At 66.2% G+C, this 24,856-nt stretch carries 27 protein-coding genes; 26 read left to right on the forward strand and 1 reads right to left on the reverse strand.

From position 1 onward, the window contains the following. Positions 1-51 precede the first annotated feature (51 nt). From TX24_RS16340 to TX24_RS16390, 11 genes are all read left to right on the forward strand, one after another. Entirely contained in the window at positions 52-1,161 is a 1,110-nt protein-coding gene (locus TX24_RS16340; RefSeq protein WP_003821088.1) for a DUF6094 domain-containing protein, read from the forward strand. 103 nt (positions 1,162-1,264) lie between these two features. Then, on the forward strand, positions 1,265-1,576 hold the full coding sequence (locus TX24_RS16345; protein ID WP_003821089.1) for a hypothetical protein: 312 nt from the start codon (positions 1,265-1,267) through the stop codon (positions 1,574-1,576). 102 nt (positions 1,577-1,678) lie between these two features. Continuing rightward, a complete protein-coding gene (locus TX24_RS16350; RefSeq protein ID WP_021205692.1) occupies positions 1,679-3,958 on the forward strand; it encodes a helicase-related protein in 2,280 nt (759 codons plus the stop codon). A gap of 113 nt (positions 3,959-4,071) precedes the next feature. Next, positions 4,072-4,941 carry a hypothetical protein gene (locus TX24_RS16355; RefSeq protein ID WP_003821092.1) on the forward strand — a complete coding sequence of 290 codons (870 nt, stop codon included), beginning with the start codon at positions 4,072-4,074 and terminating at the stop codon, positions 4,939-4,941. Positions 4,942-5,099: 158 nt separating this feature from the next. Next, the gene (gene pilL2 / locus TX24_RS16360; protein WP_003821093.1) at positions 5,100-5,699 is read left to right on the forward strand and encodes a PFGI-1 class ICE element type IV pilus protein PilL2; all 600 of its coding nucleotides are present in this window, start codon (positions 5,100-5,102) and stop codon (positions 5,697-5,699) included. After that, positions 5,696-6,337 carry a hypothetical protein gene (locus TX24_RS16365; protein WP_057710674.1) on the forward strand — a complete coding sequence of 214 codons (642 nt, stop codon included), beginning with the start codon at positions 5,696-5,698 and terminating at the stop codon, positions 6,335-6,337. Before pilL2 ends, TX24_RS16365 begins: the two co-directional genes overlap by 4 nt. Positions 6,338-6,351: 14 nt before the next feature. Continuing rightward, positions 6,352-7,077 (forward strand): TIGR03759 family integrating conjugative element protein, encoded by a 726-nt coding sequence (locus TX24_RS16370; protein ID WP_003821095.1) that lies wholly within the window; start codon positions 6,352-6,354, stop codon positions 7,075-7,077. Then, positions 7,059-7,649, forward strand: a complete 591-nt coding sequence (locus TX24_RS16375) for a transglycosylase SLT domain-containing protein (RefSeq protein ID WP_003821096.1) — start codon at positions 7,059-7,061, stop codon at positions 7,647-7,649. The genes TX24_RS16370 and TX24_RS16375 overlap by 19 nt, the downstream gene beginning before the upstream one ends. Then, entirely contained in the window at positions 7,646-8,185 is a 540-nt protein-coding gene (locus TX24_RS16380) for an integrating conjugative element protein (protein ID WP_003821097.1), read from the forward strand. Before TX24_RS16375 ends, TX24_RS16380 begins: the two co-directional genes overlap by 4 nt. Positions 8,186-8,189: 4 nt before the next feature. Beyond that, on the forward strand, positions 8,190-10,382 hold the full coding sequence (gene traD, locus TX24_RS16385; protein ID WP_003821101.1) for a type IV conjugative transfer system coupling protein TraD: 2,193 nt from the start codon (positions 8,190-8,192) through the stop codon (positions 10,380-10,382). Next, positions 10,379-11,140: a TIGR03747 family integrating conjugative element membrane protein gene (locus TX24_RS16390; protein WP_003821103.1), complete on the forward strand. Its 762-nt coding sequence runs from the start codon at positions 10,379-10,381 to the stop codon at positions 11,138-11,140. Before traD ends, TX24_RS16390 begins: the two co-directional genes overlap by 4 nt. A gap of 46 nt (positions 11,141-11,186) precedes the next feature. Here the strand turns inward: TX24_RS16390 and TX24_RS16395 are convergent, their stop codons facing one another. Continuing rightward, complete coding sequence (locus TX24_RS16395; protein ID WP_003821104.1) at positions 11,187-12,116, reverse strand: hypothetical protein; 930 nt, start codon at positions 12,114-12,116, stop codon at positions 11,187-11,189. A gap of 208 nt (positions 12,117-12,324) precedes the next feature. Between TX24_RS16395 and TX24_RS16400 the strand changes: the two genes are divergently transcribed. The 15 genes from TX24_RS16400 (at position 12,325) to TX24_RS16470 (ending at position 24,846) form a co-directional block, all read left to right on the forward strand. After that, complete coding sequence (locus TX24_RS16400; RefSeq protein ID WP_003821105.1) at positions 12,325-12,705, forward strand: integrative conjugative element protein, RAQPRD family; 381 nt, start codon at positions 12,325-12,327, stop codon at positions 12,703-12,705. Then, positions 12,702-12,935, forward strand: a complete 234-nt coding sequence (locus tag TX24_RS16405; RefSeq protein WP_003821106.1) for a TIGR03758 family integrating conjugative element protein — start codon at positions 12,702-12,704, stop codon at positions 12,933-12,935. The genes TX24_RS16400 and TX24_RS16405 overlap by 4 nt, the downstream gene beginning before the upstream one ends. A 61-nt stretch (positions 12,936-12,996) precedes the next feature. Continuing rightward, complete coding sequence (locus tag TX24_RS16410; RefSeq protein ID WP_425279593.1) at positions 12,997-13,311, forward strand: TIGR03745 family integrating conjugative element membrane protein; 315 nt, start codon at positions 12,997-12,999, stop codon at positions 13,309-13,311. Positions 13,312-13,323: 12 nt separating this feature from the next. Beyond that, positions 13,324-13,734 (forward strand): TIGR03750 family conjugal transfer protein, encoded by a 411-nt coding sequence (locus TX24_RS16415; RefSeq protein WP_003821108.1) that lies wholly within the window; start codon positions 13,324-13,326, stop codon positions 13,732-13,734. Continuing rightward, entirely contained in the window at positions 13,731-14,423 is a 693-nt protein-coding gene (locus tag TX24_RS16420; protein WP_003821110.1) for a PFL_4703 family integrating conjugative element protein, read from the forward strand. Before TX24_RS16415 ends, TX24_RS16420 begins: the two co-directional genes overlap by 4 nt. Further along, positions 14,420-15,337, forward strand: coding sequence for a TIGR03749 family integrating conjugative element protein (locus TX24_RS16425; RefSeq protein WP_003821112.1), 918 nt, complete (start codon positions 14,420-14,422; stop codon positions 15,335-15,337). The genes TX24_RS16420 and TX24_RS16425 overlap by 4 nt, the downstream gene beginning before the upstream one ends. Beyond that, on the forward strand, positions 15,327-16,745 hold the full coding sequence (locus tag TX24_RS16430) for a TIGR03752 family integrating conjugative element protein (protein ID WP_003821113.1): 1,419 nt from the start codon (positions 15,327-15,329) through the stop codon (positions 16,743-16,745). The genes TX24_RS16425 and TX24_RS16430 overlap by 11 nt, the downstream gene beginning before the upstream one ends. Then, complete coding sequence (locus TX24_RS16435) at positions 16,726-17,166, forward strand: TIGR03751 family conjugal transfer lipoprotein (RefSeq protein ID WP_003821115.1); 441 nt, start codon at positions 16,726-16,728, stop codon at positions 17,164-17,166. Before TX24_RS16430 ends, TX24_RS16435 begins: the two co-directional genes overlap by 20 nt. Next, entirely contained in the window at positions 17,166-20,042 is a 2,877-nt protein-coding gene (locus tag TX24_RS16440) for a conjugative transfer ATPase (protein WP_003821116.1), read from the forward strand. The genes TX24_RS16435 and TX24_RS16440 overlap by 1 nt, the downstream gene beginning before the upstream one ends. A 13-nt stretch (positions 20,043-20,055) precedes the next feature. Continuing rightward, the gene (locus tag TX24_RS16445) at positions 20,056-20,841 is read left to right on the forward strand and encodes a DsbA family protein (RefSeq protein ID WP_003821117.1); all 786 of its coding nucleotides are present in this window, start codon (positions 20,056-20,058) and stop codon (positions 20,839-20,841) included. Between the two features lie 182 nt (positions 20,842-21,023). Continuing rightward, on the forward strand, positions 21,024-21,518 hold the full coding sequence (locus tag TX24_RS16450) for a JAB domain-containing protein (RefSeq protein WP_003821118.1): 495 nt from the start codon (positions 21,024-21,026) through the stop codon (positions 21,516-21,518). A gap of 162 nt (positions 21,519-21,680) precedes the next feature. Then, positions 21,681-22,127, forward strand: a complete 447-nt coding sequence (locus TX24_RS16455) for a TIGR03757 family integrating conjugative element protein (protein ID WP_003821119.1) — start codon at positions 21,681-21,683, stop codon at positions 22,125-22,127. A gap of 17 nt (positions 22,128-22,144) precedes the next feature. Further along, entirely contained in the window at positions 22,145-23,071 is a 927-nt protein-coding gene (locus tag TX24_RS16460) for a TIGR03756 family integrating conjugative element protein (protein WP_186354205.1), read from the forward strand. A 9-nt stretch (positions 23,072-23,080) separates the two neighbouring features. Further along, positions 23,081-24,478 carry an integrating conjugative element protein gene (locus TX24_RS16465; protein ID WP_003821123.1) on the forward strand — a complete coding sequence of 466 codons (1,398 nt, stop codon included), beginning with the start codon at positions 23,081-23,083 and terminating at the stop codon, positions 24,476-24,478. Then, complete coding sequence (locus TX24_RS16470) at positions 24,475-24,846, forward strand: hypothetical protein (RefSeq protein ID WP_003821125.1); 372 nt, start codon at positions 24,475-24,477, stop codon at positions 24,844-24,846. Before TX24_RS16465 ends, TX24_RS16470 begins: the two co-directional genes overlap by 4 nt. The last annotated feature ends 10 nt before the right edge of the window (positions 24,847-24,856 follow it).

The raw sequence follows: 24,856 nt of genomic DNA on the forward strand, positions 1-24,856 counted from the left end.
GCACGCCAAGGCGTGCTTTCGCACTTCATCCCCGCCAACCAGGAGACTTCCATGGCCCTCATGTTCCCGCGGCTCGCCCGCAATTTCTCCAAGAACGGGTACTACCCGACCGACGAACCCACGCTCGAAAGAGCCCTCAACGCACTGATGCCCAGCGATGGCCCGATGTGCATCCTCGATCCCTGCGCCGGCGAAGGCGTGGCGATCGCCGAAGCCGCTCATGCTCTCGGGCGCGAGCAAGCCAAGGCGTTCGCCGTCGAGTTCGACGCGGAGCGGGCACGCCATGCCCGCGGCCTGGTCGATCATTGCCTGCACGCGGACCTGATGGACACGATGATCTCAAAGCAGTCGTTCGGGCTGCTCTGGCTCAACCCACCGTATGGCGATCTGTCCAAGGACGTCAACGGCAACATCGGCTATCAGGGCCAGGGCCGTGCCCGCTTCGAGAAGCTCTTCTATCAGCGCAGCCTCTCGCTATTGCAGTATGGCGGCGTGCTGGTCTTCATCGTCCCTGGCTACGTGCTCGACGCCGAGCTGGTCGGCTGGCTGACACGCCACTACACGGACCTACGCATCTACCGAGCGGTGGAAACGCAGTTCAAGCAGGTGGTGATCTTCGGCCGCAGGGTGCGCCAGCGCGAGCTGGCACCCGATGGTCTCAAGGCCGTGCGCAATCTGCTGCTGCAGATCGGGCTTGGTGAAGTCGAAGCCGAGGAACTGCCGAGCGAATGGCCGTTCCTGCCGTACATCGTCCCCGCCAGTCCGGCCGAGCCGGAGCATTTCTTCCGCGTGACGATGGAGCCAGAGCAGTTCGCCGATGAAGTCGGCCGGCTGCAAGGCCTCTGGCCGTCGCAGGACACGCACCTGGGGGCCGCGCAGCAGTCGCTGCGTCCACCGGCGCGTGCCTTGTCCCACTGGCATCTCGCCCTGGCTCTGGCCGCGGGCGCGATCTCGGGGGTTGTGCGCTCCAAGACCGGGCGCGTGCTCGTCGTCAAAGGTGACACCCACAAGGACAAGACGCTCCAGCGGGAATTCACCGAACGCGAAGACGGCTCCATCGCCGAGACCCGCATCCTCACCGACAAGTTCGTGCCCGTCATCCGCGCGTGGGACATGACGCCCGGCTCCGCCACGCGGGGCGAGGTGTTGACCATCCGCTGATCGCTTCTCTACCGCTGACGGTCACCGTCGGCTTCCTCCACCCACCGGGGTCCAGTCGCCCCGAGGGGGCGCCGTGGCCCCTTCATCTTCAAGGAGCCTTTCCATGGCAGCCCAAGCACTTCCCATCGGCCAAGCATCGAGCCGGCGCTTCTTCCCTGGCGAGACCGTCGTGACCTGTGGCGTTGACGCCCTGGTCCAGCAGGGCCGGCTCAACCCGGTGCCGTATCTGCACCGCCACCTCAATGGCGACTGGGGCGACCTCGACGACTACGACAAGCGGCAGAACGATGCCGCGCTGGAGTCCGGCGAGGACCGCCTTTTCTCTTCCTACCAGGTCGCACCCGGCCTGCAGCTTTGGATTATCACCGAATGGGATCGCAGCGTGACCACGCTGCTGCTGCCCAGCGAGTACTGATCTCTCCCAGACGACGGCCGCCTGCCGTCTCTTCATCCCACCACGGGGCATGCCATCGCCCCGCGGGGGTGGTGCATGCCCCATTTTCTTTGGAGCATCACCATGTCCCTCGATCTCGAAACCACTGCCGCTGAAGCCGCGCCCGTACAGGGCGAACTGCTCGATGCGGAATCTTCCCCTCTGACCCTGAGCCTTCAGGATTTCGTCGGCGAGTTCGGCGACGAACTGCTCGACGCCCTCAACAGCGCGAACCCGCCGGTCTATAACGGCCAGCCGCAGGCGCACCGGCAACTCGTCGTCGCCAGCCTCAAGCGCAAGCTGTTTCCGGCCCAGGCCGAAGTCGTCCACGCCGCCGCCGAGCTGCTGATCGACCGTGGCGAACGCGCCGCGATCGTCAATGGCGAAATGGGCTGCGGCAAGACGACCGTCGGCATCGCCACGGCCGCCGTGCTCAACGCCGAAGGCTATCGCCGCACCCTGGTTCTTTCGCCGCCGCACCTTGTTTACAAGTGGCGGCGCGAGATCCAGGAGACGGTGGCAGGCGCCAAGGTGTGGGTGCTCAACGGGCCGGACACGCTCATCAAGCTCATCAAGCTGCGCGAGCAGTTGAATGTCCAGCCCACGGGCCAGGAGTTCTTCGTCTTGGGCCGGGTCAGGATGCGGATGGGGTTCCACTGGAAGCCCGTCTTCACCCAGCGGCGCACCCGTCACGGCAACGTGGCGGCGTGCCCGGACTGCGGCACGGTCATCACCGACCTCGACGGCGAGCCGGTCAATCCGGTCGCGCTCCAAGCCGAGGAATACCGCAGGAAGTGCAGCCATTGCGCCGCCCCCCTGTGGACGCTGATCCGCCCGCGCAGCCTGTCCGGCAGCGACCAGTCCTCGGCCGTGCTGAAAGCCCTCAAGCGCATCCCGACGATCGGGGAAGTCACCGCGCAGAAGCTGATGCAGAAGTTCGGCGAAGGCTTCCTCGCGTCGATGCTGGGCGACAACATCCATGAGTTCATCAACCTCATGGACGGCAACGGCGAACTGGTCTTCTCTGACCGCCAGGCGCATCGCATGGAAAGAGCGATGGCGAACATGGAGTTCGGCTTCGGCGAAGGCGGCTACCAGCCGTCCGAGTTCATCAAGCGCTACCTGCCTCAAGGCACGTTCGACCTGTGCATCGCGGACGAGGCCCACGAGTACAAGAACGGTGGCAGTGCCCAGGGCCAGGCCATGGGCGTGCTGGCGGCGAAGGCTCGCAAGACCTTGCTGCTGACAGGCACGCTGATGGGCGGCTACGGGGACGACCTGTTCTACCTGCTGTTCCGAGCCCTGCCTGGGCGGATGATCGAAGACGGCTACCGCCCGACCACGAGCGGCAGCATGACCTCGGCGGCCATGGCGTTCATGAGGGACCACGGGGTCCTCAAGGACATCTACTCCGAAAGCACCGGCACGGCGCACAAGACGGCCAGGGGCACCAAGGTATCGGTGCGCACGGTCAAGGCTCCCGGCTTCGGGCCGAAAGGGGTCTTGCGGTGCATCCTGCCGTTCACGATCTTCCTCAAGCTCAAGGACATCGGCGGCAACGTCCTGCCGCCGTATGACGAGGAGTTCCGTGAAGTCGCAATGGACACGGCGCAAGCCGCGGCCTACCGCGACCTGGCGGGTCGGCTGACCGCGGAGCTGAAACAGGCTCTGGCGCGACGCGATACGACGCTGCTGGGTGTGGTGCTCAACGTGCTGCTGGCCTGGCCGGACTGCTGCTTCCGGTCGGAAACCGTGGTGCATCCGCGCACGCGCAACACCTTGGCGTTCGTCCCGGCTCAGTTCAACGAGTTTGAGGTGACGCCGAAAGAGCGCGAGCTGATCGACATCTGCAAAGAAGAGAAGGCGCAGGGCCGCAAGGTCCTGGCCTACACGGTCTATACCGGCACGCGCGACACCACGTCGCGCTTGAAGGTGCTGCTGGAGCAGGAAGGTTTTCGGGTGGCGGTGCTGCGCGCAAGCGTGGACGCCAGCCGCCGCGAGGACTGGATCGCCGAGCAACTGGACCGTGGCATCGACGTGCTCATCACCAACCCCGAGCTGGTCAAGACGGGCTTGGACCTGTTGGACTTCCCGACGATCGTTTTCATGCAGTCGGGCTACAACGTGTACTCGCTCCAGCAGGCGGCACGCCGCTCCTGGCGCATCGGACAGAAACAGCCGGTGCGCGTGATCTACCTCGGCTACGCCGGTTCCTCGCAGATGACCTGCCTGGAGCTGATGGCCAAGAAGATCATGGTCTCGCAGTCCACCTCGGGCGACGTGCCCGAATCGGGCCTGGATGTGCTCAACCAGGACGGTGATTCCGTCGAGGTCGCGCTGGCCCGGCAACTGGTCGCCGCCTGATCCCCACGCCAACGCCGGCCTCGCGCCGCCGGCTTTCCATTGTTCCCACCTTGCAGCCACGCCCACGGTCTCCGTGGACGTGGCTGCGCATTTTTCATTCCAAGGAGATTTCCATGAACACCCATACCCAATCCACGCCCGAAAACGTGAAGGCCCGCCTGACGCTGGACGTGACCTGTTTGCTCAACGGCGAGGCCGCGTCGGAAATACTGGCACGGCTGCAACGCATGTGGGTCCGCGCCATCGGCGAGAGGTTGCTAATCGATGAGACCGCCGCGAAGGTGGATGTTTGGTCGATCGAGGTGACCGAGTTGCCCTCGGCGACTAACAGCGATGCGCTCGAAGCCGAGATCGCCGCCTTCATGCAGCAACGCATCGGGGACGGCAACCTCTGTGCAGAGGACATTCCCTTGCGCCTGGCGAGCTATGGCCTGATGGCCCCCGAGGATTTCATCGACGAAATGCGCGAGCGCATGGGCATGGAAGACGACGCCCCCACGGGCCGAGCCGTCATCCCCTCGACCGAACCTGCCGACGGCGGTGAGATCGAGATGCAAGTCGCGGTCGTCTGCATCGGTGCCTCCGGTAGCCCCAACGTGCCGGTCTTCAAGGTCAGGATCACCCAGGAGGAATACGACCTGGGTATCCACTACGACAAGGCCAGGGACCTGGCCGAAGAGGCCCGGTACGAAGGGCCGTTCATCTGCTTCGACGCCGCCGAATATGGCCCCATCCTGTCGGCCGCCCGCGAACTTGGCCTCGTTCCGCAGGTCGTCGTGGTCGATATGACCGACGGCCAGATCCACTCCATCCGCTGCGACAGCGGCGAGATCAAGGTCATCTGCTACGACACCAGCGACACTGACGAGTATTCGGCGGCGGTGGCGAACCGGCCGCTCGGCGAGAACGGGCAGTTCGTGCGCTGCTGGTCGCACACCCAACTGGCACGGGTCGATCCCGGCCTGAAGCTGGCTCGGGATTGATCGGGCGAAGCCCGATGCGTTTTCACAGGCCCCTTCGGGGGCCTTTTCCTTTGGAGGGAGGCTGCCGGGAAATCGGGCGCTGCCTGGTTCGCATTGTTTGCTGCCGCTCGTGGCCCGAGCGGCGATGGTGAGGGCTCGATGTTTCAGGACGACGCGCCATGTGCCCCTCTCCACCTTGGTTTCACCATCCCGAACGCCGTCTGCTGGCGGGTTTTCTCGGCCTGCTTTGGTCGGTGCTGGCTGGCGGCTGCGCGACGACGAGCGCGCCGGTCGCGCCCGACACCATCGAGGAAGTCTCGGCCGCACCCGTACCCGAGGCGCCCGAATACATCCCCGTTGTGCGCTACGGCCGCTACACCCTCGTGGAACTGGCACCGACAGCAGCGCAGCGCGACCTGCTGTTGCAGACCATCGACGTGTCGATGCCCGAGGATGCACGCGCTACGGTCGGCGACGGGCTACGGCATGTGCTCAAGCGCAGCGGTTACGGCTTGTGCCAGACGACGCACGCGGTGATCGAGCTGTACGCACTGCCGCTGCCGGCGGCCCACCTGCACCTCGGCCCCATGACCCTGCGGGATGCGCTGCTCACCCTGGCTGGTTCGGCCTGGGAACTGCACGCGGATGACCGCGCGCGGCAAATCTGCTTCGAGCGGCCCGGCGACAGCATGACCGCCGACAACGTACCCGCGCCGCCTGCCACCGAGGCGGTGCAGACGTTCCCGCTGGCGCCCGCGGCATCGGGAGGCCAGCCATGAACGCCCCGCAGCCCGCCCATCGTTCAACGGCCGCCGTGGTGGTGCAGAGCCTGATGTGGCTCTGGCTGATCGGCCTCAGTGTCCTCGTTGCCCTCGGCTACCAGACGATGAACGACCAGGCCGACCAGGAGCGCCTCGATTCCCGCCTGCAACGCCTCGAAGCGCAGGCAACAGGCCTGGCCGAGACCGTCGAGGCCATCCAGCAGCGTCCAGCCGTCGCCACGGCGGCAGACCTCAAAGACACCCGCCAAATCCTGGAAGCACGCGCGGCCCAGGTCGAGAAATCGCTGAGCGCCTATGCCTCCGCCGACGACCTTCAGGCACTGCGCGCCGAAGTCGAGCAAATCAAGGCGCGGCAGACCGCTGCGCGCGCCGCTGCACCCGCCCAGCCGCGCACCAGGAACAAGCCCACCGCCAAGCCCGAACCGACGCCGCTCCCGTTCCGCATCGTCGGTGCCGAACTGCGTGCCGGCGAGCGCAGCGTGTCCGTCGCGCCGAGCAATGGCGACTTCACGCCCGACCAGCTTCAGGTGCTGCTACCCGGCGATGCGGTCCGCCCGTGGCGCTTGCAGGCCGTCGAGGGCAGCACTGCGGTGTTCCAGGCCGGCGACCAGACCCGCCACGTGGCGATCCCCTGAACGGAGCACACCACATGAAGCCGTCGATCATCCTTTCCGCGCTTCTGCTGGCGTCCACCCAGTTGCCCGCGTGGGCGCAGCAATCCGCCACGGCTCCCGCCCGCAATGCGCAGAGTCAGGAACGCCCGCTGGTCGCCCGCATTCTGGACGACCGGGTGGCGAGCGACTGGGGCCTTCAACCTCAGGAGTGGGCGCGCTATCGCGAACTGATGGACGGTCCACTGGGCATCTATTCGCCCAACCTGGACCCGCTGTCGGCCCTGGGCATCGAGGCGCGTACCGAAGAGGAACGGCGACGCTACGCCGAGCTGCAGGTGCAGGTCGAAGCGCGCCGCGTGGAGAAACTGCTCGCTTATCAGCGGGCCTATGACGAGGCCTGGCAGCGCCTGAACCCCGGGATGCAGCGGGTGAACCTGCCGGACGACAAGCCGGTCGCCGGGGCCACGCGCGGCTCCGGCCGCACGGCAGTGTTCGTGAAAGATAACTGCGTGGCCTGCGGCCAGCTCGTGCAGCGCCTGCAATCCTCGGGCGCCGAATTCGACCTGTACATGGTCGGCAGCCGCCAGGACGACGCGCGCATCCGCGATTGGGCCAAGCGCGCGAACGTCGATCCGGCGCGCGTGCGCAGCGGCAGCATCACGCTCAACCACGACGGCGGCCGCTGGTTGACCTTGGGGGTACCCGGCGACCTGCCGGCGGTCGTGCGCGAGGTGAACGGCCAATGGCAGCGCCAGCCATAGCCGCCCCCCTGCGCACACTGGTGCTCGCCGCTGGCCTATGCGCCTGCGTCGCCCAAGCCCAGGAGGTTCCGCCACCGGCCTACCAGCTCGCCGCGCAGCGCGCAGGCATCCCCTCGACGGTGCTCTACGCCGTGGCCTTGCAGGAGAGTGGCATCCGCCGTAACGGACGCATCGTCCCGTGGCCGTGGTCCCTCAACGTCGCCGGCCAATCACGCCGCTATGCGACCCGCGCCGATGCCTGCGCGGGTTTGCAGCAGGCGATGCGCTCCACGCCGCACACGCGCATCGACGCGGGCCTGGGCCAGATCAACCTCGGCTACCACCAGCAGCGCTACGCCAGCGCCTGCGACCTGCTCGACCCGTACCGGAATCTCGCCATCGCTGCCGAGATCCTGCGCGAGCAACACGCCCCCGGCGAGGACTGGTTGCTGGCGATGGGCCGCTACCACCGCCCCGCGGGTGGCGAGCCCGCCGCCCGCTACCGGCGCAGCGTGTCGCGCCACCTCGCCCGGGTGCAGGGCGCACGCCCAACCGCCGCGGTTCTCGCCGCACGCAAGGAGACATCCCCATGACGACATCCCATCTGGCCTTGCGTGGCCTGCTCGTACTGCTGGCGGGTCTGCCGCTGGCCTCGCTTGCCGGCGAGCCGCTGATCGTGGTCGAAGACCGCGGCGGCGCGTCGGCGCTGCCGTACTACGAAGCCCTGAACCTCCAGCCGCGCACCAACGCACCGGCCCGGCCGCCGATCCCGACGCCCCAGGTTCCCGCCACGCCGGCGGACGAGGCCGCGATGCTGCCGGTGCGCAGCGCCAAGCTCACCCCCGGCACCGTCCCGCGGCGTGTCATCGAGGCTCCGGGTCTGCGGCCTTTCGTTGTCGTCGGCGACGACGAGGCATCTCGGGCCTGGCTGCGCAGCCAGGCAGCCGCGCTGCGCGAGCGCGGCGCGGTCGGTCTGGTGGTCAACGTCGAGACCGTGCAGGGCCTGGCGCGGCTGCGCACCCTGGTGCCCGGCGTACCCCTCGCGCCCATGTCCGGCGACGACCTGGCCGAGCGCCTGGGCCTGCGGCACTACCCGGTGCTGATCACAGCCACCGGCATCGAGCAATGAAGCCATGTCGGGGAAACAGCCGGTCGAGGTACTGCTTCGCCCAGCGGTGGAGCTATACACCGTTGCCGCATGCGCGGGCGCCGCGTTTCTCTCCCTGGTGGCCCCATGGTCGCTCGCGCTGAGCCCGTCCATGGGCGTCGGCAGCGCGCTGGCGTTCGGCGCCTACGGTGCCATCCGCTACCGCGATGCCCGCGTCATCCTGCGCTACCGGCGCAACATCCGCCGCCTGCCGCGCTACGTGATGACCAGCAAGGACGTGCCGGTCAGCCAGCAGCGGCTGTTCGTGGGGCGCGGGTTCCTGTGGGAGCAGAAGCACACCCATAGGCTCATGCAAACGTACCGGCCGGAGTTCCGCCGCTACGTCGAGCCCACACCAGCCTACCGGCTGGCGCGACGGCTGGAAGAACGGCTGGAGTACGCGCCGTTCCCGCTGTCCCGGCTGTCGAAACTCACCGGCTGGGACGTACCTTTCAACCCGGTGCGGCCGTTGCCGCCTGTGGGCGGCCTGCCGCGCCTGCACGGCATCGAACCCGAGGAGATGGACGTCAGCCTGCCGCTGGGCGAGCGCGTCGGCCACTCGCTGGTGCTGGGCACGACGCGCGTCGGCAAGACCCGGCTGGCCGAACTATTCGTGACCCAGGACATCCGGCGCGTGAACGCCGCGGGCGAGCACGAGGTGGTGATCGTCATTGACCCCAAGGGCGATGCCGATCTCCTGAAGCGGATGTACGTCGAGGCTAAGCGCGCCGGCCGCGAAGGCGAGTTCTACGTCTTCCACCTGGGATGGCCGGACATCTCCGCGCGCTACAACGCCGTGGGGCGATTCGGGCGTATATCGGAAGTCGCCACCCGCGTTGCGGGGCAGCTTTCCGGTGAAGGCAACTCGGCCGCCTTCCGAGAGTTTGCGTGGCGGTTCGTCAACATCATTGCCCGCGCCCTGGTGGAGCTGGGACAGCGGCCCGACTACATGCTGATCCAACGGCACGTCATCAACATCGACGCGCTGTTCATCGAGTACGCCCAGCATTACTTCGCCAAGACCGAGCCCAGGGCCTGGGAGGTGATTGTCCAGATCGAGGCCAAGCTCAACGAGAAGAACATCCCGCGCAACATGATCGGGCGCGAGAAGCGCGTGGTGGCGCTGGAGCAGTACCTCTCGCAGGCGCGCAACTACGACCCGGTGCTGGATGGCCTGCGCTCGGCGGTTCGCTACGACAAGACGTACTTCGACAAGATCGTCGCATCGCTGCTGCCGCTGCTGGAGAAGCTCACTAGCGGCAAGATCGCGCAGCTCCTGGCCCCGAACTACTCCGACCTGGCCGACCCGCGCCCGATCTTCGACTGGATGCAGATCATCCGTAAGAGGGCCATCGTCTATGTGGGCCTGGATGCGCTCTCCGACGCCGAGGTCGCCACCGCGGTCGGCAACTCGATGTTCAGCGATCTCGTGTCGGTCGCCGGGCATATCTACAAGCATGGGATCGACGATGGCCTGCCGGGCGCATCGGCCGGTGCGCGCGTGCCGATCAACGTCCATGCCGACGAGTTCAACGAATTGATGGGCGACGAGTTCATCCCGCTGATCAACAAGGGCGGCGGTGCCGGCCTGCAAGTCACTGCGTACACGCAGACCCTGTCGGACATCGAGGCCCGCATCGGCAACCGCGCGAAGGCAGGCCAGGTGATCGGGAATTTCAACAACCTGTTCATGCTGCGCGTGCGCGAGACCGCGACCGCCGAACTGCTGACCCGGCAATTGCCGAAGGTCGAGGTCTATACGACCACCATCGTCAGCGGCGCGACCGACAGCTCGGACATTCGCGGGGCGACGGATTTCACGTCGAACACTCAGGACCGCATCAGCATGTCCAGCGTGCCGATGATCGAGCCGTCGCACGTCGTCGGCCTGCCGAAAGGCCAGTGCTTCGCGTTGCTGCAGGGCGGCCAGCTTTGGAAAGTGCGCATGCCGCTGCCGGCGCCGGACCCGGACGAAGTGATGCCGGCAGACTTGCAGCAACTGGCCGGGTACATGCGCCAGAGCTACAGCGAAGCGACGCAGTGGTGGGAGTTCACCAGTTCCCCCGCCTTGCAGGACACGGGCCTGCCCGACGACCTGCTGGATGACGCCGCTGCGGCCGAACCTCCCGCGGTGGCCATTGCCACCGACGAGGACACCGGCAACAAGGCCTCGCCATGAAGGACGCCGCCTCGACTGCACAACGGGAGCAGAACCAGCGCCAGGGCCTGATCGTCGGCACCATCACCTTGCCGTTCCGGCTGCTCGGGGTGCTGATCGGCTCGCTGCTGTTCTCGATCGTCGTGGAGTGCGTCGGCATGCACCTGTTCTGGAAGGACCAGGGCTGGCGGCACTCGCAGCAGATGTTGCAGTACGAACTGGGGCACCTGTCCAGCCACTTCACGCGCAGCGTCGTCGTGCAGGAGCCGGGGCGCACCGCGCACGAACTGGTGGATACCGGCTACGAATGGGTATTCGTTCGCTCCGGGCTGCTGGAGCGCATGAGCCAGACCGCCGAGCGCGCCCGCGCGCCGAGCCACGGGAGGATCCAGGACGGGGGGCGCAACTTTCGCTACTACATCAGCCAGGTCTATGTCTGGACCGAGAACTACCTGATTGCCGCGGCCTTCACCACCCTCACGTTTCTGGTGCGCCTGCTGGTTCTGGTGCTCACGTTGCCGCTGATCTGCACCGCGGCGTTCGTCGGCCTGATCGACGGTCTTGTGCGGCGGGACGTGCGCCGGTTCGGCGCAGGCCGGGAATCCGGCTTCATCTACCACCGCGCGAAGGCGAGCCTGATGCCGCTGGCCGTGCTGCCGTGGGTCACGTACCTGGCCTTGCCGATCTCTGTGCATCCACTGCTGATCCTGCTGCCCAGCGCAGCCTTGCTGGGACTGGCCGTGAGCCTGACTGCGGGCAGCTTCAAAAAATACTTGTGATGACAGAGAAACCAGATCATTAGGCAACTCATTCAGTATTTCTTATTTATTGAATTTGCTGACCAAGGATTTTCTCGCGATACATATTGGCCAAATGGCGCGCCCTCATGCTCCACTGCTCTGTAATCTTTGGGAAATCTGTTGCGCCGCGCCCATCCATTCCTTGCAATGTAACGTAGCCCTGCCCATCCTGTCCGCGTACAAAAGCTATGTAGTTATATATTGAATCTCGAAATTCAGTGAGAGCATAAAAGAAGGCATCGCCAGCCGGAAGCGCACGAGATAAGTCAATGCGACCTTGGGCATATAAAAAATCATTGACACCCTTCATTCCCCATCCTACCCGATCCAACTCAATGTAAAGATTGTCCACGGCGTCATAATGCACAGATGGAATGTAACCACATGAAAAGTCCCATGTTTCGAGCCAGTCGAGAAAGTCAGACCTGAAATATGAAGGAACAATATTTTGAAGTGTGGCTATGGAATCCGCCATCTGCTGAGGCGTTAATGCGCTCCTGGCAACTTGAAATGCTGATGGGAAAATTCTCTTACAGACATCTTGTGGGATAAAACTAATATCAGAAATTTCACCCCAATAGACCACGTGAACCGGAAAAATCGATCCATCCAGCCTTTTGTGTTGAGTGCCATGGAACTGATGATGATTTATGCTGGTATGGCGATTTGCCGTTGTGAAAATCACATAACAACCAATCGGCTCAGGGAAGGAATCGGTCTTACTCAACTCAGCCGTAACGTCTGTAGAGTTTAGTTGATTAACAAATTTTGCCTGCCCAAACACTGAGTAGCCGCCAACGGCAGGAAAAATGTCAATGCCATGCTGCCTTTGCCCATTTCCGCCGTATCTTCTGAATTGCACGTCATACCTCATATTCCGCGCGACCCAGTCCCTCATGAGGTAGCAGCAAATTTCCTCAAAATCTTGATCAGTTCTAAAGGTCAGTCCTTGCATTTTTATCCTGGATCTTTGTAAGAGCGTTGATATTTTGCCACGCGGCCGGTGGAAATTCCCTTCTTGAATTCTGGCCTGACGACCACTCCCTGAGCGAACTGGACGCACGCTGCCAATCAAACCGATCAGCGCAGTTTCCTATTGTTTGCTGCCTGCAGTCACCCTGAACTCCACCATCGCACTATTCTGATCACACAGGAATGGCGCGATGTTGGCTCCGATCTGGCAGCGCGCCGCGCATCGCGGCGTGCCCATTTTTCTCGTGACGGCCCTGCTGCTGGGTCAGTCCCCGATGGCGTTGGCCGAGTCCCCCGCACAGCGCCAGGAGCTGGTCGCCGCGCTGCGCCAACTCGACGCGCTGGAGCGCACCGTCGCCGACAGCGCCGCGCGTGCCCCCATCCAGCCGGGCGAGCGCTACCACTTCGATTACCCGCGGTTGCTGGCTGACTTGGCGCGCGTGCGCGCCGGCATCCAGGCCCATCTCACACCGTCGCGTGCCCAGCCGCGCGACCCCTCCGAACTGGCCAGCGACTACCGCACCGAGCGGTCCGCTTCGCCATCGCCGACGACTACGGAAGCCAAGCCATGAACGGCGCCCAGGTCTCGGCATTTCAAGCCAACAGCGGCATCGCGCCTTCGGCGATGGCGACCGTCCTGGTCGGCGCCGTGTTCGCGGTGCTCCTCGTCTGGGGCGTCTGGGCCATCCGAACGGCCTACGTGGGGTGGTCCGAGAGCCGCCTCAACCAGCGCCAGTTCCTCGGCGTCTGCATCCGCTTCGTCGCGATGTACCTCGTCCTGAGCTTCTTCCTCCTCTCCTGACCTGAAAGGCACGACCATGCAAAACCGCATCCTCCATTCCCGCCTTGCCCAGCGCGCCGCTGTGGCACTGGGCTCCGCCGCGCTGCCCGCGCTGTCGTTCGCGCAAGGCTTGCCGCAGTTGGAAAACCCGACCCGCGGCACCGGCAACGGCATCATGGAAACGATCAGGAACTACGGCTACGACATCATCATGCTCGTAGCCCTCCTGGTCGTGGCGTCGATGTTCATCGGCGTCTGCTACCACGCCTACGGCACCTACGCGGAAATCCACACCGGCCGCAAGACCTGGGGCCAGTTTGGCCTCACCGTCGCGATCGGTGCCGTGCTGCTCGTGATCGGCATCTGGCTGCTCACCGAAGCCACCGGCATCCTGTAAGGCGAGGCCGGTATGTCCGAGCAGCAGCACGTCCGTGCGGACGGGACGGTCACGTTCCTTCCGCATCGGCTCAACCGCCACCCTGTTGTCGTGCGCGGCCTCACCGCCGACGAACTGTGGATCTGCTGCGGCCTGTCCGGCGCCGCCGGCCTGCTGGTCGGCGCGCCGCTGTCCTGGGTGTTCCGCACGATCGCCATCGCGCCGACGTTCGTCGTCCTGGGCGTGGCCCTGGGCGTCTTCATCGGCGGCGGCATCCTGCGCCGGCTCAAGCGCGGGCGCCCCGACACCTGGCTGTACCGGCAACTGCAATGGCGCATCGCCACGCGCCATCCACTGATGGCGGGATGGGTAGGCGGCCACGTGCTGATCTCGCGCTCCGGCTTCTGGTCCACCCGAAGGTCCGTTGCAAGGGGGGCACGATGAGCCGCTTCAAGAACGAGATCACCCACCTGCAGGCGCACATCAAGACGCTTCGCCTGGGTGCTGGTGCGCTGGTCATCGTCGCCCTGGTCATGGGCGGTGGCTGGTGGAGCGCGCCGCGCGACCTGACCATCCACGTCCCGCCCGACCTGCGCTCGGGCAGTACCCGCAAGTGGTGGGAAGTGCCGCCCGAATCGGTCTATGCGTTCACGTTCTACGTGTTCCAGACCCTCAACCGCTGGCCGACGAACGGCGAAGAGGACTATCCGCGCAACCTCCACACGCTCTCGCCGTACCTTACCCCGTCCTGCCAGGCCTTCCTGCGCGCGGACTACGACTACCGCCGTTCCACGGGCGAGCTGCGCCAGCGCGTGCGCGGGATTTATGAGATCCCCGGCCGCGGCTACGGCGACGACCCCACGGCGCGCGTGCGCGTGGTCTCCGACCGCGACTGGGTGGTGACGCTCGACATCACCGCCGACGAGTACTACGGCGCCGAGCAGGTCAAGCGCGCGCTCGTGCGCTACCCGGTGAAGGTCACGCGGGTGGACGTCGATCCCGCCCGCAACCCCTTCGGCCTGGCGCTGGACTGCTACGACGGCGCGCCCCAGCGCATCAGCGCACCGGAGCCGACTCGCCCGGCACCTGGCGGCCTGTCTCCGCAAGCGCCCCAAGGAGGAAACACCCCATGAAGCATCCTGTACTCGTGCTGCTGGGGCTGCTGGCCGTGGCCGCGGCACCCGTCTCCCATGCTGTGGAGATTCTGCGGTGGGAACGCATGCCGCTGGCGGTGCCGCTGAAGGTCGGCCAGGAGCGCATCGTGTTCATCGACCGGAACGTCCGCGTGGGCGTGCCCGCAGGCGTGGGCGAACGCCTGCGCGTGCAGAGCGCAGGTGGCGCGGTGTACCTGCGCGCCAGCGAGCCGATCGAGCCCACGCGGCTGCAATTGCAGGACGCCGACACGGGCGCGCTGATCCTGCTCGACATTGCGGCCGAGCCGCCCAAAGACGGCGAAGCCGAGCTGGAGCCGGTGCGCATCGTCGAGGGCAGCAGCACCCCTGCGCGCTACGGCGATCAGCCAGGCGGTGCCGATGAGGCCCCGGCACGCGCCCAGGACCAAGCAGGTACGCGGGCGACCCGGCGCGAAACCCCGGTTCCGGTCGTCCTGACGCGCTTCGCCGCGCAGAACCTCTACGCGCCGCTGCGCACTGTGGAGTCGCTGCCTGGCGTCATGCGGGTGAACCTGCGCCGTGACCTCGACCTCGGCACGCTGATGCCGACGCTGCCGGTGCGCGCGGTCGCGCTCGCGTCGTGGCGTCTGGAAGACCAGTGGGTCACGGCCGTGCGCCTGACCAACAGCAGCAGCGGCTGGGTCACGCTCGACCCGCGCGTGCTGCAAGGCGATTTCCTCACCGCCACCTTCCAGCACGAAGCGCTCGGACCGCGCGGGACGCCCGAGGACACGACCGTCCTGTACCTGGTGACGCGCGGGCACGGCCTCGCGCAATCGCTGCTGCCGGCGATCCACCGCTTCGACCCGGCCGTGCATCTGCCGCAGCGGGAAGCTGAAGCCGACGATGGCAAGGAGGCCCGCCATGCGCAGTAACGGCTTGCTCAAGTGGCTGATGATCCCGGTCGCCTTGCTGGTGCTGTTCGTTGCCATCCGGCTGTTCTCCGGTGGAAGCACGTCGGCACCGCCCGCCGCGGATGCTGGCTCCAAGCTCACGCCCGAGGAAATGAAGGCGTTGGGCATCGAAGGCGATACCCCGCGCGATACCGTGGCAACGCTCGTCGCCCAGGTGAAACAGTTGCGCACCGAGCTTCAGACCGCGCTGACCGACAACAAGTCGCAGCGCGAGGAAAACCAGCGGCTGCGCCAGCGGGAGAACTCCATTGATCAGCGCATCAATTCGGCCCTCGAATCCGAGCGCTCCAACCTGCGCCGCGACCAGGAACAGGCGGCCAGCGCGCGCCAGCAGACCGAGGGGCTGCTCGCCGACCTGCAGCGGCGCCTGGACAGCATTGGCGGGCGCGGCGGCGGTCACGCTGATCTGCCGGTGGGCCTGGGGCTGCGCGGCGGCGACGAGGCCGGCATGGAAGGCGGCATGCGCTGGGTCGAACCGGACGACGCGAAGAAGGCCGAGGGCCGCAATGGCAGTCGTGGCGCAGGCAGCGGCATGAGCTTCCCGACGAGCTTCGGCCCGGCACAAAGCACACTGGAAACCACCGCGGAAACCGTGGCGAACGCCGGCGCAGGTGCGGCAGGCGTCAAGAGCGCCAAGCCGGTCTATACCGTGCCGACCAACTCGACACTGATGGGCTCCGTGGCGATGACGGCGCTGATTGGGCGCGTGCCGATCGACGGGACGGTGAACGATCCGTACCCCTTCAAGGTGCTGGTCGGGCCGGACAATCTGACTGCCAACGGCATCGACATTCCCGACGTGGCCGGCGCGGTGTTCTCCGGAACCGCATCGGGCGACTGGACGCTCTCGTGCGTGCGCGGCCAGGTTCGCAGCATCACCTTCGTCTTCAACGACGGCACGATCCGCACGATTCCCGAAGACCGCGAAGGCAACCAGCAGAACAACCAGCAGCGCGACGGCCTGGGCTGGATCAGCGACCCGCACGGCATCCCGTGCGTCAGCGGCGAACGGCGCAGCAACGCCCAGCAGTACCTCGGGTCGCAAGCTCTGATCACCGCGGCCGGAGCCGGCGTGGCCTCGCTCATCGAGAGCGACAGCGGCCGCATGTCCTACGTCGGCTCGGACGGCGCCATCGGCACCGTGGGCATCAGCGGCAAGGAAGCAGTCGGCCAGATCCTCGCGGGCGGCGTCCGGGACATGTCGACCTGGGTCAACAAGCTCTACGGACAGGCTTTCGCCGCCGTCTATGTGCAGCCAGGCGCCAAGGTCGCCGTCCACCTCGAAAAGCCGCTGGCCATCGATCACGACCCCGAAGGCCGGCGCGTCGATCACCGTGCAGGAGAAAGCCATGCGCTCGAACTCGATTAAGGGCCTCGCGCTGGCCGCGGCCGTCGCCGTGCTCAGCGGTTGCGCCACCAGCAAGGAAGAACTGCTGACCCATAGCGACCGCACCATGATGGACATCTGGCAGCAGGAAACGGGTGGCGGCGGCAGTGGCACCGGCCAGGTCGCGCGCCGGCAGTTGCTCGACGCGCGCCAGAGCCTGCGCCGGCCGCTGACCGACGCCGATGTGCAGGCTGCGCCCGTCGAGCAGATGCGCTACACGCGCACGGCGCGCAACGAGGTTTATCGCCAGTTCCAGCGCCTGCCCAACCCCGATCTCGTCATGTATGTGTACCCGCACCTGGCGGGCACGGACCCCGTGCCGGTTCCGGGCTACACGACGGTCTTCCCCCTGTACCAGCGCGTGCAGTACGCCATGCCCGGTGAACGGCTGGAGGACTATTGATGCGCTGGGAACTTCCCTGGCCGAAGCTGGCCGCATCCGGCACCGGCGACGAAGAGAAGCCGGACGGCTGGCAGCGCCACGTCGAGGCCTTGCGCCAGGCCGGCGTCCCTGAACCCGGCGCAGCGGTCCAGGGCCGCAGGCCGGCGACGGTAGCCGACGAGCAGGCGCTGTACGACGTCGCGCCGTCGTTCGCGGAACTGCTGCCTTGGGTGGAGTTCTTGCCGCAGTCGAAGTCCATGCTGCTGGAGGATGGGCAGTCGGTCGCTGCCTTCTACGAGCTGGTGCCGCTGGGCACCGAGGGGCGGGAGCCCGGCTGGCTCGCGCATGCCCGCGATGCCTTGGAGAACGCGCTCCAGGACTCGTTCGATGAGCTGGACGAAAACCCCTGGGTACTCCAGCTCTATGCCCAGGACGAGCCCAGCTTCGACCAGTACATGCAGACCCTGCGCGACTACGTGCAGCCGCGTGCCCGCGGCACCGCTTTCACCGAGTTCTACTTGCGCTTCTTCGGCCACCACCTGCGCGCGGTCGCCAAGCCGGGCGGCCTGTTCGAGGACACGGTGGTCACGCGGCTGCGCTGGCGCGGCCAGACGCGGCGGGTGCGCATGGTGATCTATCGCCGTGCAACTGGGCAGGCAAGCCGCCGCGGCCAGACGCCCGAGCAGATGCTGAACATCGTCTGCGACCGCCTGTGCGGCGGCCTGGCGAACGCCGGCATCCAGGCACGGCGCATGGTCGCAGCCGACGTCCACGACTGGCTGCTGCGGTGGTTCAATCCGCGCCCGGCGATGCTTGGACCGAGTGCAGAGGACCGGGAGCGCTTCTACGCGCTGGCGCGCTACCCCGACAGCACCGAAGAAAGCGAGGCCGGCGAAATCGAGCTGGCGAGCGGGCGGGATTTCAGCCAGCGGCTGTTCTTCGGCCAGCCACGCTCCGACGTGGAGCACGGCACCTGGTATTTCGACGGCATGCCGCACCGCGTGCTGATCACCGACCGGCTGCGCATGCCGCCCGGCACCGGACACCTGACCGGCGAGACCCGCAAAGGGGATGCCATCAACACGCTGTTCGACCAGATGCCGGAAGACACCTTGCTGTGTCTCACGATGGTCGCCACGCCGCAGGATGTCCTGGAAGCGGATCTCAACCACCTGGCGAAGAAGGCCGTGGGCGAGACGCTGGCGTCGGAGCAGACGTTGAAGGACGTGCAGGAAGCCCGCTCCCTCATCGGCAGCGCACACAAGCTCTACCGGGGGACGCTGGCATTCTACCTGCGCGGACGCGACGAAGCGGAACTGGACCGGCGCGGCCTGGACCTGGCGAACGTGATGCTCAATGCTGGCTTGCAGCCGGTGCGCGAGGACGACGAGGTGGCGCCGCTCAACAGCTACTTGCGGTGGCTGCCATGCTGCTACAACCCCGGCCAGGATCGGCGCAAGTGGTACACCCAACTGATGTTCGCTCAGCACGCGGCGAACCTGTCGCCGGTGTGGGGCCGCGCTCAAGGTACGGGGCACCCGGGCATCACGATGTTCAACCGCGGTGGCGGGCCGATCACCTTCGACCCGCTCAGCCGCCTGGATCGGCAGATGAACGCCCATCTGTTCCTGTTCGGCCCCACCGGCTCCGGCAAGAGCGCCACGCTCAACAACCTCTTGAATCAGGTCACGGCCATCTACCGACCGCGGCTGTTCATCGTGGAGGCTGGCAACAGCTTCGGCCTGTTCAGCGACTTCGCACGCATGCTCGGGCTGACGGTAAACCGGGTCAAGCTGGCCCCAGGTTCGGGCATCAGCCTCGCGCCATTCGCAGACGCGCGTCGGCTGATCGAGACGCCCAGCGACGTGCAGACGCTCGACGCCGACGCGCTGGATGAAGACCCGCCACCAGATGCCTCGGCCATGGAGGCGGACGAGCAGCGCGACGTGCTCGGCGAACTGGAGATCACGGCGCGGCTGATGATCACGGGCGGAGAGGACAAGGAGGAAGCCCGGATGACGCGGGCTGACCGCTCGCTGATCCGTCAGTGCATCCTCGACGCCGCCGAGCACTGCGTGGCCGACAAACGCACGGTGCTTACGCGCGACGTGCGCAACGCGTTGCGCGCCCGCGGCCAGGACCCGACGCTGCCCGAAATGCGCCGCGTGCGGCTGCTGGAGATGGCGGATGCGATGGACATGTTCTGTCAAGGCACGGACGGCGAAATGTTCGACCGCGACGGCACGCCGTGGCCCGAAGCCGACATCACCTTGGTTGACCTCGCGACATACGCCCGCGAGGGCTACAACGCGCAGCTCTCCATCGCTTACATCAGCCTGATCAGCACGGTGAACAACATCGCCGAGCGCGACCAATACCTGGGACGCCCGATCATCAACGTCACCGACGAAGGCCACATCATCACGAAGAACCCGCTGCTCGCGCCCTACGTCGTGAAAATTACAAAGATGTGGAGGAAATTGGGGGCCTGGTTCTGGCTCGCGACGCAGAACATCGACGACCTGCCGCGCGCCGCGGAGCCCATGCTCAACATGATCGAGTGGTGGATCTGTCTCAGCATGCCGCCCGATGAAGTTGAGAAGATCGCGCGGTTCCGCGAACTCTCGCCCGCGCAGAAGGCGCTGATGCTTTCGGCGCGCAAGGAAGCGGGGAAATTCACCGAAGGCGTCATCCTCTCCAAGAGCATGGAAGTGCTGTTCCGCGCCGTGCCGCCGTCCCTGTACCTCGCCCTCGCGCAGACAGAACCCGAGGAGAAGGCCGAACGCTACCAGCTCATGCAGCAGTACGGCTGCACCGAACTGGAAGCGGCTTTCAAGGTGGCCGAGAAGATCGACCAGGCCCGCGGCATCGAGTCGCCGGCCCTGGAACTGTCGTAAACCGGAGAACGCCATGGAACAGAAACGTCCTTCCATTCCGATGCAGGTCCAGGCGTTCCGCCGTCGCCGCTGGCGGCCTCGCTGGCCCTGGGTATTGGCTGCTGCGCTGGTCGCGCTGCTGCTGATCTGGCTGGTGTCCCGGACGCCCGGCGAATCCTCAGCGCCGTCGCGCGCGCCGGTCAGCACGGCGCAGGTCGCTGGGCCACCCTGGCAGATGGGCAACCCGGAAGGCCGTTTCACGCTGACGCTCTATGCCGACCTGGAATGCCCGTTCTGCCGGGAGTATTTCCCGCAGCTCAAGCGCTGGGTCGGCAACAACACCGACGTGGCGCTGCAATGGCATCACCAGCCGCTGGCCGCGCACGAGCCTGCCGCGTCGGCCGAGGCACGTCTGGCCGAGTGCGCCGCCGAAGCGGGCGGGCATGCGGCGTTCTGGCAGGCGGTCGAATGGGTCTATGCCCACACGCGCAGCGACGGCCAGGGCTTGCCCGATGGCTTGCGTTACCCCGAAACAACGTCAGCCATCGAACAGTGCATGGCTAGCGAGCGCCCCAACGTGGCCATCCGCGCGCAGGCCGCGGAAGCCACCAAGAGCGGCGTGACCGCCACGCCGTCGCTGCGACTGCTCGATCGCCAGACGGGCCAGGCCATCCTGTTGCAGGGGCCGATCGAGGGCGATGCCTTGCTCTCGGCCATGGACCTGCTGGTGGCCGGGGAAATGGCCAGCGACGCGCCGGGTTCGCCCGCCACCCCCACATCCGAAATGCCTGCCGACGTTGTCGGCGACATGCCCAGGTAGCCCTCGGTCTTGAAGGCTACGGCGCGGCTCGCCGCGCTGACCGCTACCCGTTCGCTTTCGCATCCTGGCCGCGAACAATCACCGCCGCGCGGTGATGGATGCACCTTGTTCCGCTGTTTCCATCCCCAGGAGGGCTTGCCCTCCCAGGGTGGCGCCCTCCGCTCACTTTCTGGAGGTCCGCCATGTCTCTCGTCGCCAACGACTCCTGCGTGGAGCCACGTTTTGCCCCCATGTCCCAATCCGATGACTGGATCATCCGGCAAGCCATCGCGCTGCTGGAGCAGCGGGTCTTCAAGAAGGGGCCATCCCTGGAGAGGCCTGCCGCCGTCAAGGACTACCTGCGCCTGAAACTGGCCGCCGAGCCCAATGAAGTCTTCGCCATCGTGTTCCTCAACAGCATGCACGAGGTGCTGGCCTACGAGCCGATGTTCAGAGGCACGATCCATTCGACCTCGGTGCATGCGCGTCCGATCGTGCAGCGTGCCTTGGAACTGAATGCGGCAGCGGTCATTTTTTCTCACCAACACCCTTCGGGCTGCACGGAGCCGTCGAGCGCGGACCGTGCGTTGACCCAAACGCTGAGGGCCGCGTTGTCGCTGATCGACGTGAGGGTGCTGGATCACCTCATCGTCGGCCAGGGCACGCCGTACTCGTTCGCGGAATCCGGCCTGCTGTAGCGACGGCATCGGCTCCCTGATCCACGCGGAGGCTTCGGCCTCCGCTTTTTCATGGGCGCGAGACAAGCAGGTATGCGGGCAGTGCGCGATGCGCATTGTTTGTTGGGGCCGCGTCGGCTTCGCGTTTGACTACTGCTCTGATCAACTTCAAGGGCACGCGACATGACAGCATCCCTTTCCAGGTTCGCGCCGGGCTGGCGAACCCTCGGCCGGGCCGTGGCGCTGCCGGCAGCCCTGGCCGTTTTCAGCCCGGCCACCTTCGCCGCCGACGTGGTGGTCGTCACCGACAGCCGCCACCCGGTCAAGACCATGGGCGGCGAGCGGCTGATCGAGCTGGACGAAGCCCACAGGATTGAAGCGGAGCTTTCCGCGGGACTGCCCACCGACCCCGAACAGGCGACGGCCATCGTCAAGCGCCGGCTGAATGGCGGCGGTGCCGATCTGCAGCGACGCATCGCTTCCGCATACCAAGGCGTTACCGACGCATGGAGCCTCGGCATCACCAGCCTCCCGGCCGTGGTGGTGGACAGGCGCTATGTGGTCTATGGCGAGCCGGATGTGGCTCGCGCTGTCGCGCGCATCGAGCAGCACCGGAGGACCCAGCCGTGACCCGACCATTCGACCTGATGCGCCGCCTGCGCGCTGGCGTGGCTTCGTTGCTGCTGCTCAGCGCCACGGGCAGCTACGCCCTCAATACAGCGACCATCATCGGCTCGGTGGCATCGCCCGATTGCCTCGAATACCGCGTCGTCGGCATCTGCTACTGGCTCTACTGCACATGGACGGGCTGCACCGTGCGCACGTCGATCAAGGTGCGCCACTACATCCCCGATGCAGTGGTGTCGTCGTACTCGAATACCGGAGAAAACCCCTGGGTCGAAGTCCAGGCAATGAGCACGCCCAACCCGTCCGCCCAAGCTGGCGGCGACGGAACGACGAACGAGGATCACGAAAACAGCCTCGCCAAATTCAAGAACGCGGATGTCATCGGTCACCCCGGCGCAGAGGTGTTCAACCAGTTCGTCTCTTCGTCAGGCTACTTCTGTGAGGGCGCGGGCACGGCGTTTATGCCGTACTTGCTCAGCACCCTGGATACGCTGGCCTGGCGCTACAACGTGCCCGAGATGGCCTACCCGGAAGCGCTGATTCCGGGCCGGCGCGAAGTCGGTGCCCGTACCACGATGAATCTCTGGGGCAACGTGTATCCCCGTGGCGGCTTCCTGCACCAGACCGACGACTTCAAGGCCGGCGCAGTGGTGGCCCAGCGTGCGGGCGATGTGGTCACGCGCCGCGGGCAGATCCACGTCTATCAGCCGTTGCTTGCCAACTCCCGTGACGGCTACTGGCCGGCCGGCGCGCTGATGGAGGGCGAGGCCTCGACCGGCAAGTGGCAAGAACTCACGCCCGTCCTGTCCTCGTCCTGCACGGTCTTCCCGCGCAGCGGCTTCCTTACCCAGGCCCAGCAAGGCGACTACGCATGGGCGCTGTGGCGGCCGTATGCCTGCTGCGAGCGCCGGGGCCAGGTGTTCCTGGGCAGCGTCGATTTCCTCTGAGGGGGTGCCATGAAGTTCCGTCCTGCATTCAATCCGTTCTCCCGCCGGGTACGTCGCACGGAGATCGTCCTGGCACTGGCCGGCGCGCTCGCGCTGGGCAGCGGCGTGGCCTGGGGTCAACTGGGATACCAGACCAGCGGCAGCGTCATCGGCGATGACGTCATGTACTCGATCGGTGGCGGCAACGCCGTGTCGATGGGACGTGCAGCCGGCATGCGCTCCATCGGTGTCGGCGTGGGTTGGAACAGCAACTTGATCTGCGGCGACATGAGCATCCAGACCACGTTGAAGAACCAACTTAACGGCATTACCAACGGCTTCCAGCAAATCATGTCGTCGGTGATCCAGAGTGCCACCAGTGCGGTGGCATCGTTGCCCGCACTGATCATCCAGCGGGCCGATCCCGGTCTGTACAACCTGCTCACCAATGGCGTGCTGCAGGCGCGGCTGGATTTCGACCGCAGCAAGCTGACGTGCCGTGCCATGGCCGAGAAGATGGCCGAAACGGCGGGCGGCCAACTCGGCTGGAGCCAGATGGCCGAAGGGCTGGCGCTGCGCGATGCCGTGTCGAGCACGGATGCGGTCTCGGCCATCGAGCAGGCCGAGACGCGCCGCGGCAATGACGGCGTGCCGTGGGTCGGGGGCAGCAACGCGGGCGGCTCCGGCCAGCCCGCGATCAAGGTCGTCGGCGATGTCACCCGCGCTGGCTACAACCTGGTCAACGGCCGCGGCGTGACCGACACCTCGTCCATTGCGCCGGCCAGTTGCAGCAGTCTCTCGTGCCAGACCTGGACCTCGCCGCAGGCTGCCGTCGAGTGGGCCACGCGCGTGCTCGGCGAGAAGGAGCAGCGCACGTGCGATGCCTGCACCAAGACCGAGACGACGCCGGGCGTCGGGCTCACGCCGCTGATCCAGGAGGAGTACGACGCCAAGCTGCAGGCGCTCCAGGACCTGGTAACCAAGGCCAAGAACACGACGCCGGAGAACCTGCGCGAAGCTGGCAGTGCGTCGCTGCCGATCACGCGCGGCGTGATCGAGGCGCTGCGCGACGAGCCCGACCAGCACCTGCTGTCGCAGCGCCTCGCGTCCGAGGTCGCGCTGGCATCCGTGCTGGAGAAAGCGCTGCTGCTGCAGCGCACGCTGCTCACGGGCAAGAAGGAGCCCAACGTCGCGGCGAACGAACTTGCCGTGGAGGCGGTGAACCACGAGAGCGACACGCTCGACCGTGAGATTCGCAACCTCAAGACCGAACTGGAGCTGCGGCGCGAACTGGCGAACAACTCGCCCATGGCGATCATCCAGCGCCACGGCGCGCGCGCGGCCGGTTCGCGCGGCATCTACGAGGGCGATCCTGTGCCGGACCGTCTCGACCAGCTCCAGAAGGGCAATCCGGGGAGTCGGCCATGAGCCCGGCGCGCATGGCCTGGCGGCCGCTGCGCTGGTTGTTCAGCCGGCGCGCGGCGAAGACGCTGCTGTGGCTGGTGCTTATCGTTGCCGCCGCAGTGGGGGCGAACGTCGCGGGCATCAACCTGGTCGGCAGCGTTGCAGGCTGGGAACGGTGGCTGGCGGCCTCCGCAGGGTATTTCTTCATCTGGCGGCTGTGCGTGTACGCGGCAACGGCCTATGGATGGTTCTGGATGCGCCGCCGGGTGCTGGCCCGCGAAGACCAAAGCGGGACAGATGGGCAGGCGCGGCGCCGGCTGATCCGTACCGAGGTCGCCGGCGTCGTCGCCATCGTCGCGCTGGAAGCCAGCCTGTTGATGCAGGCCGCTTGAGGGGAGATCG

Source organism: Pseudomonas lactis (assembly GCF_001439845.1).
Lineage (GTDB): Bacteria > Pseudomonadota > Gammaproteobacteria > Pseudomonadales > Pseudomonadaceae > Aquipseudomonas > Aquipseudomonas lactis.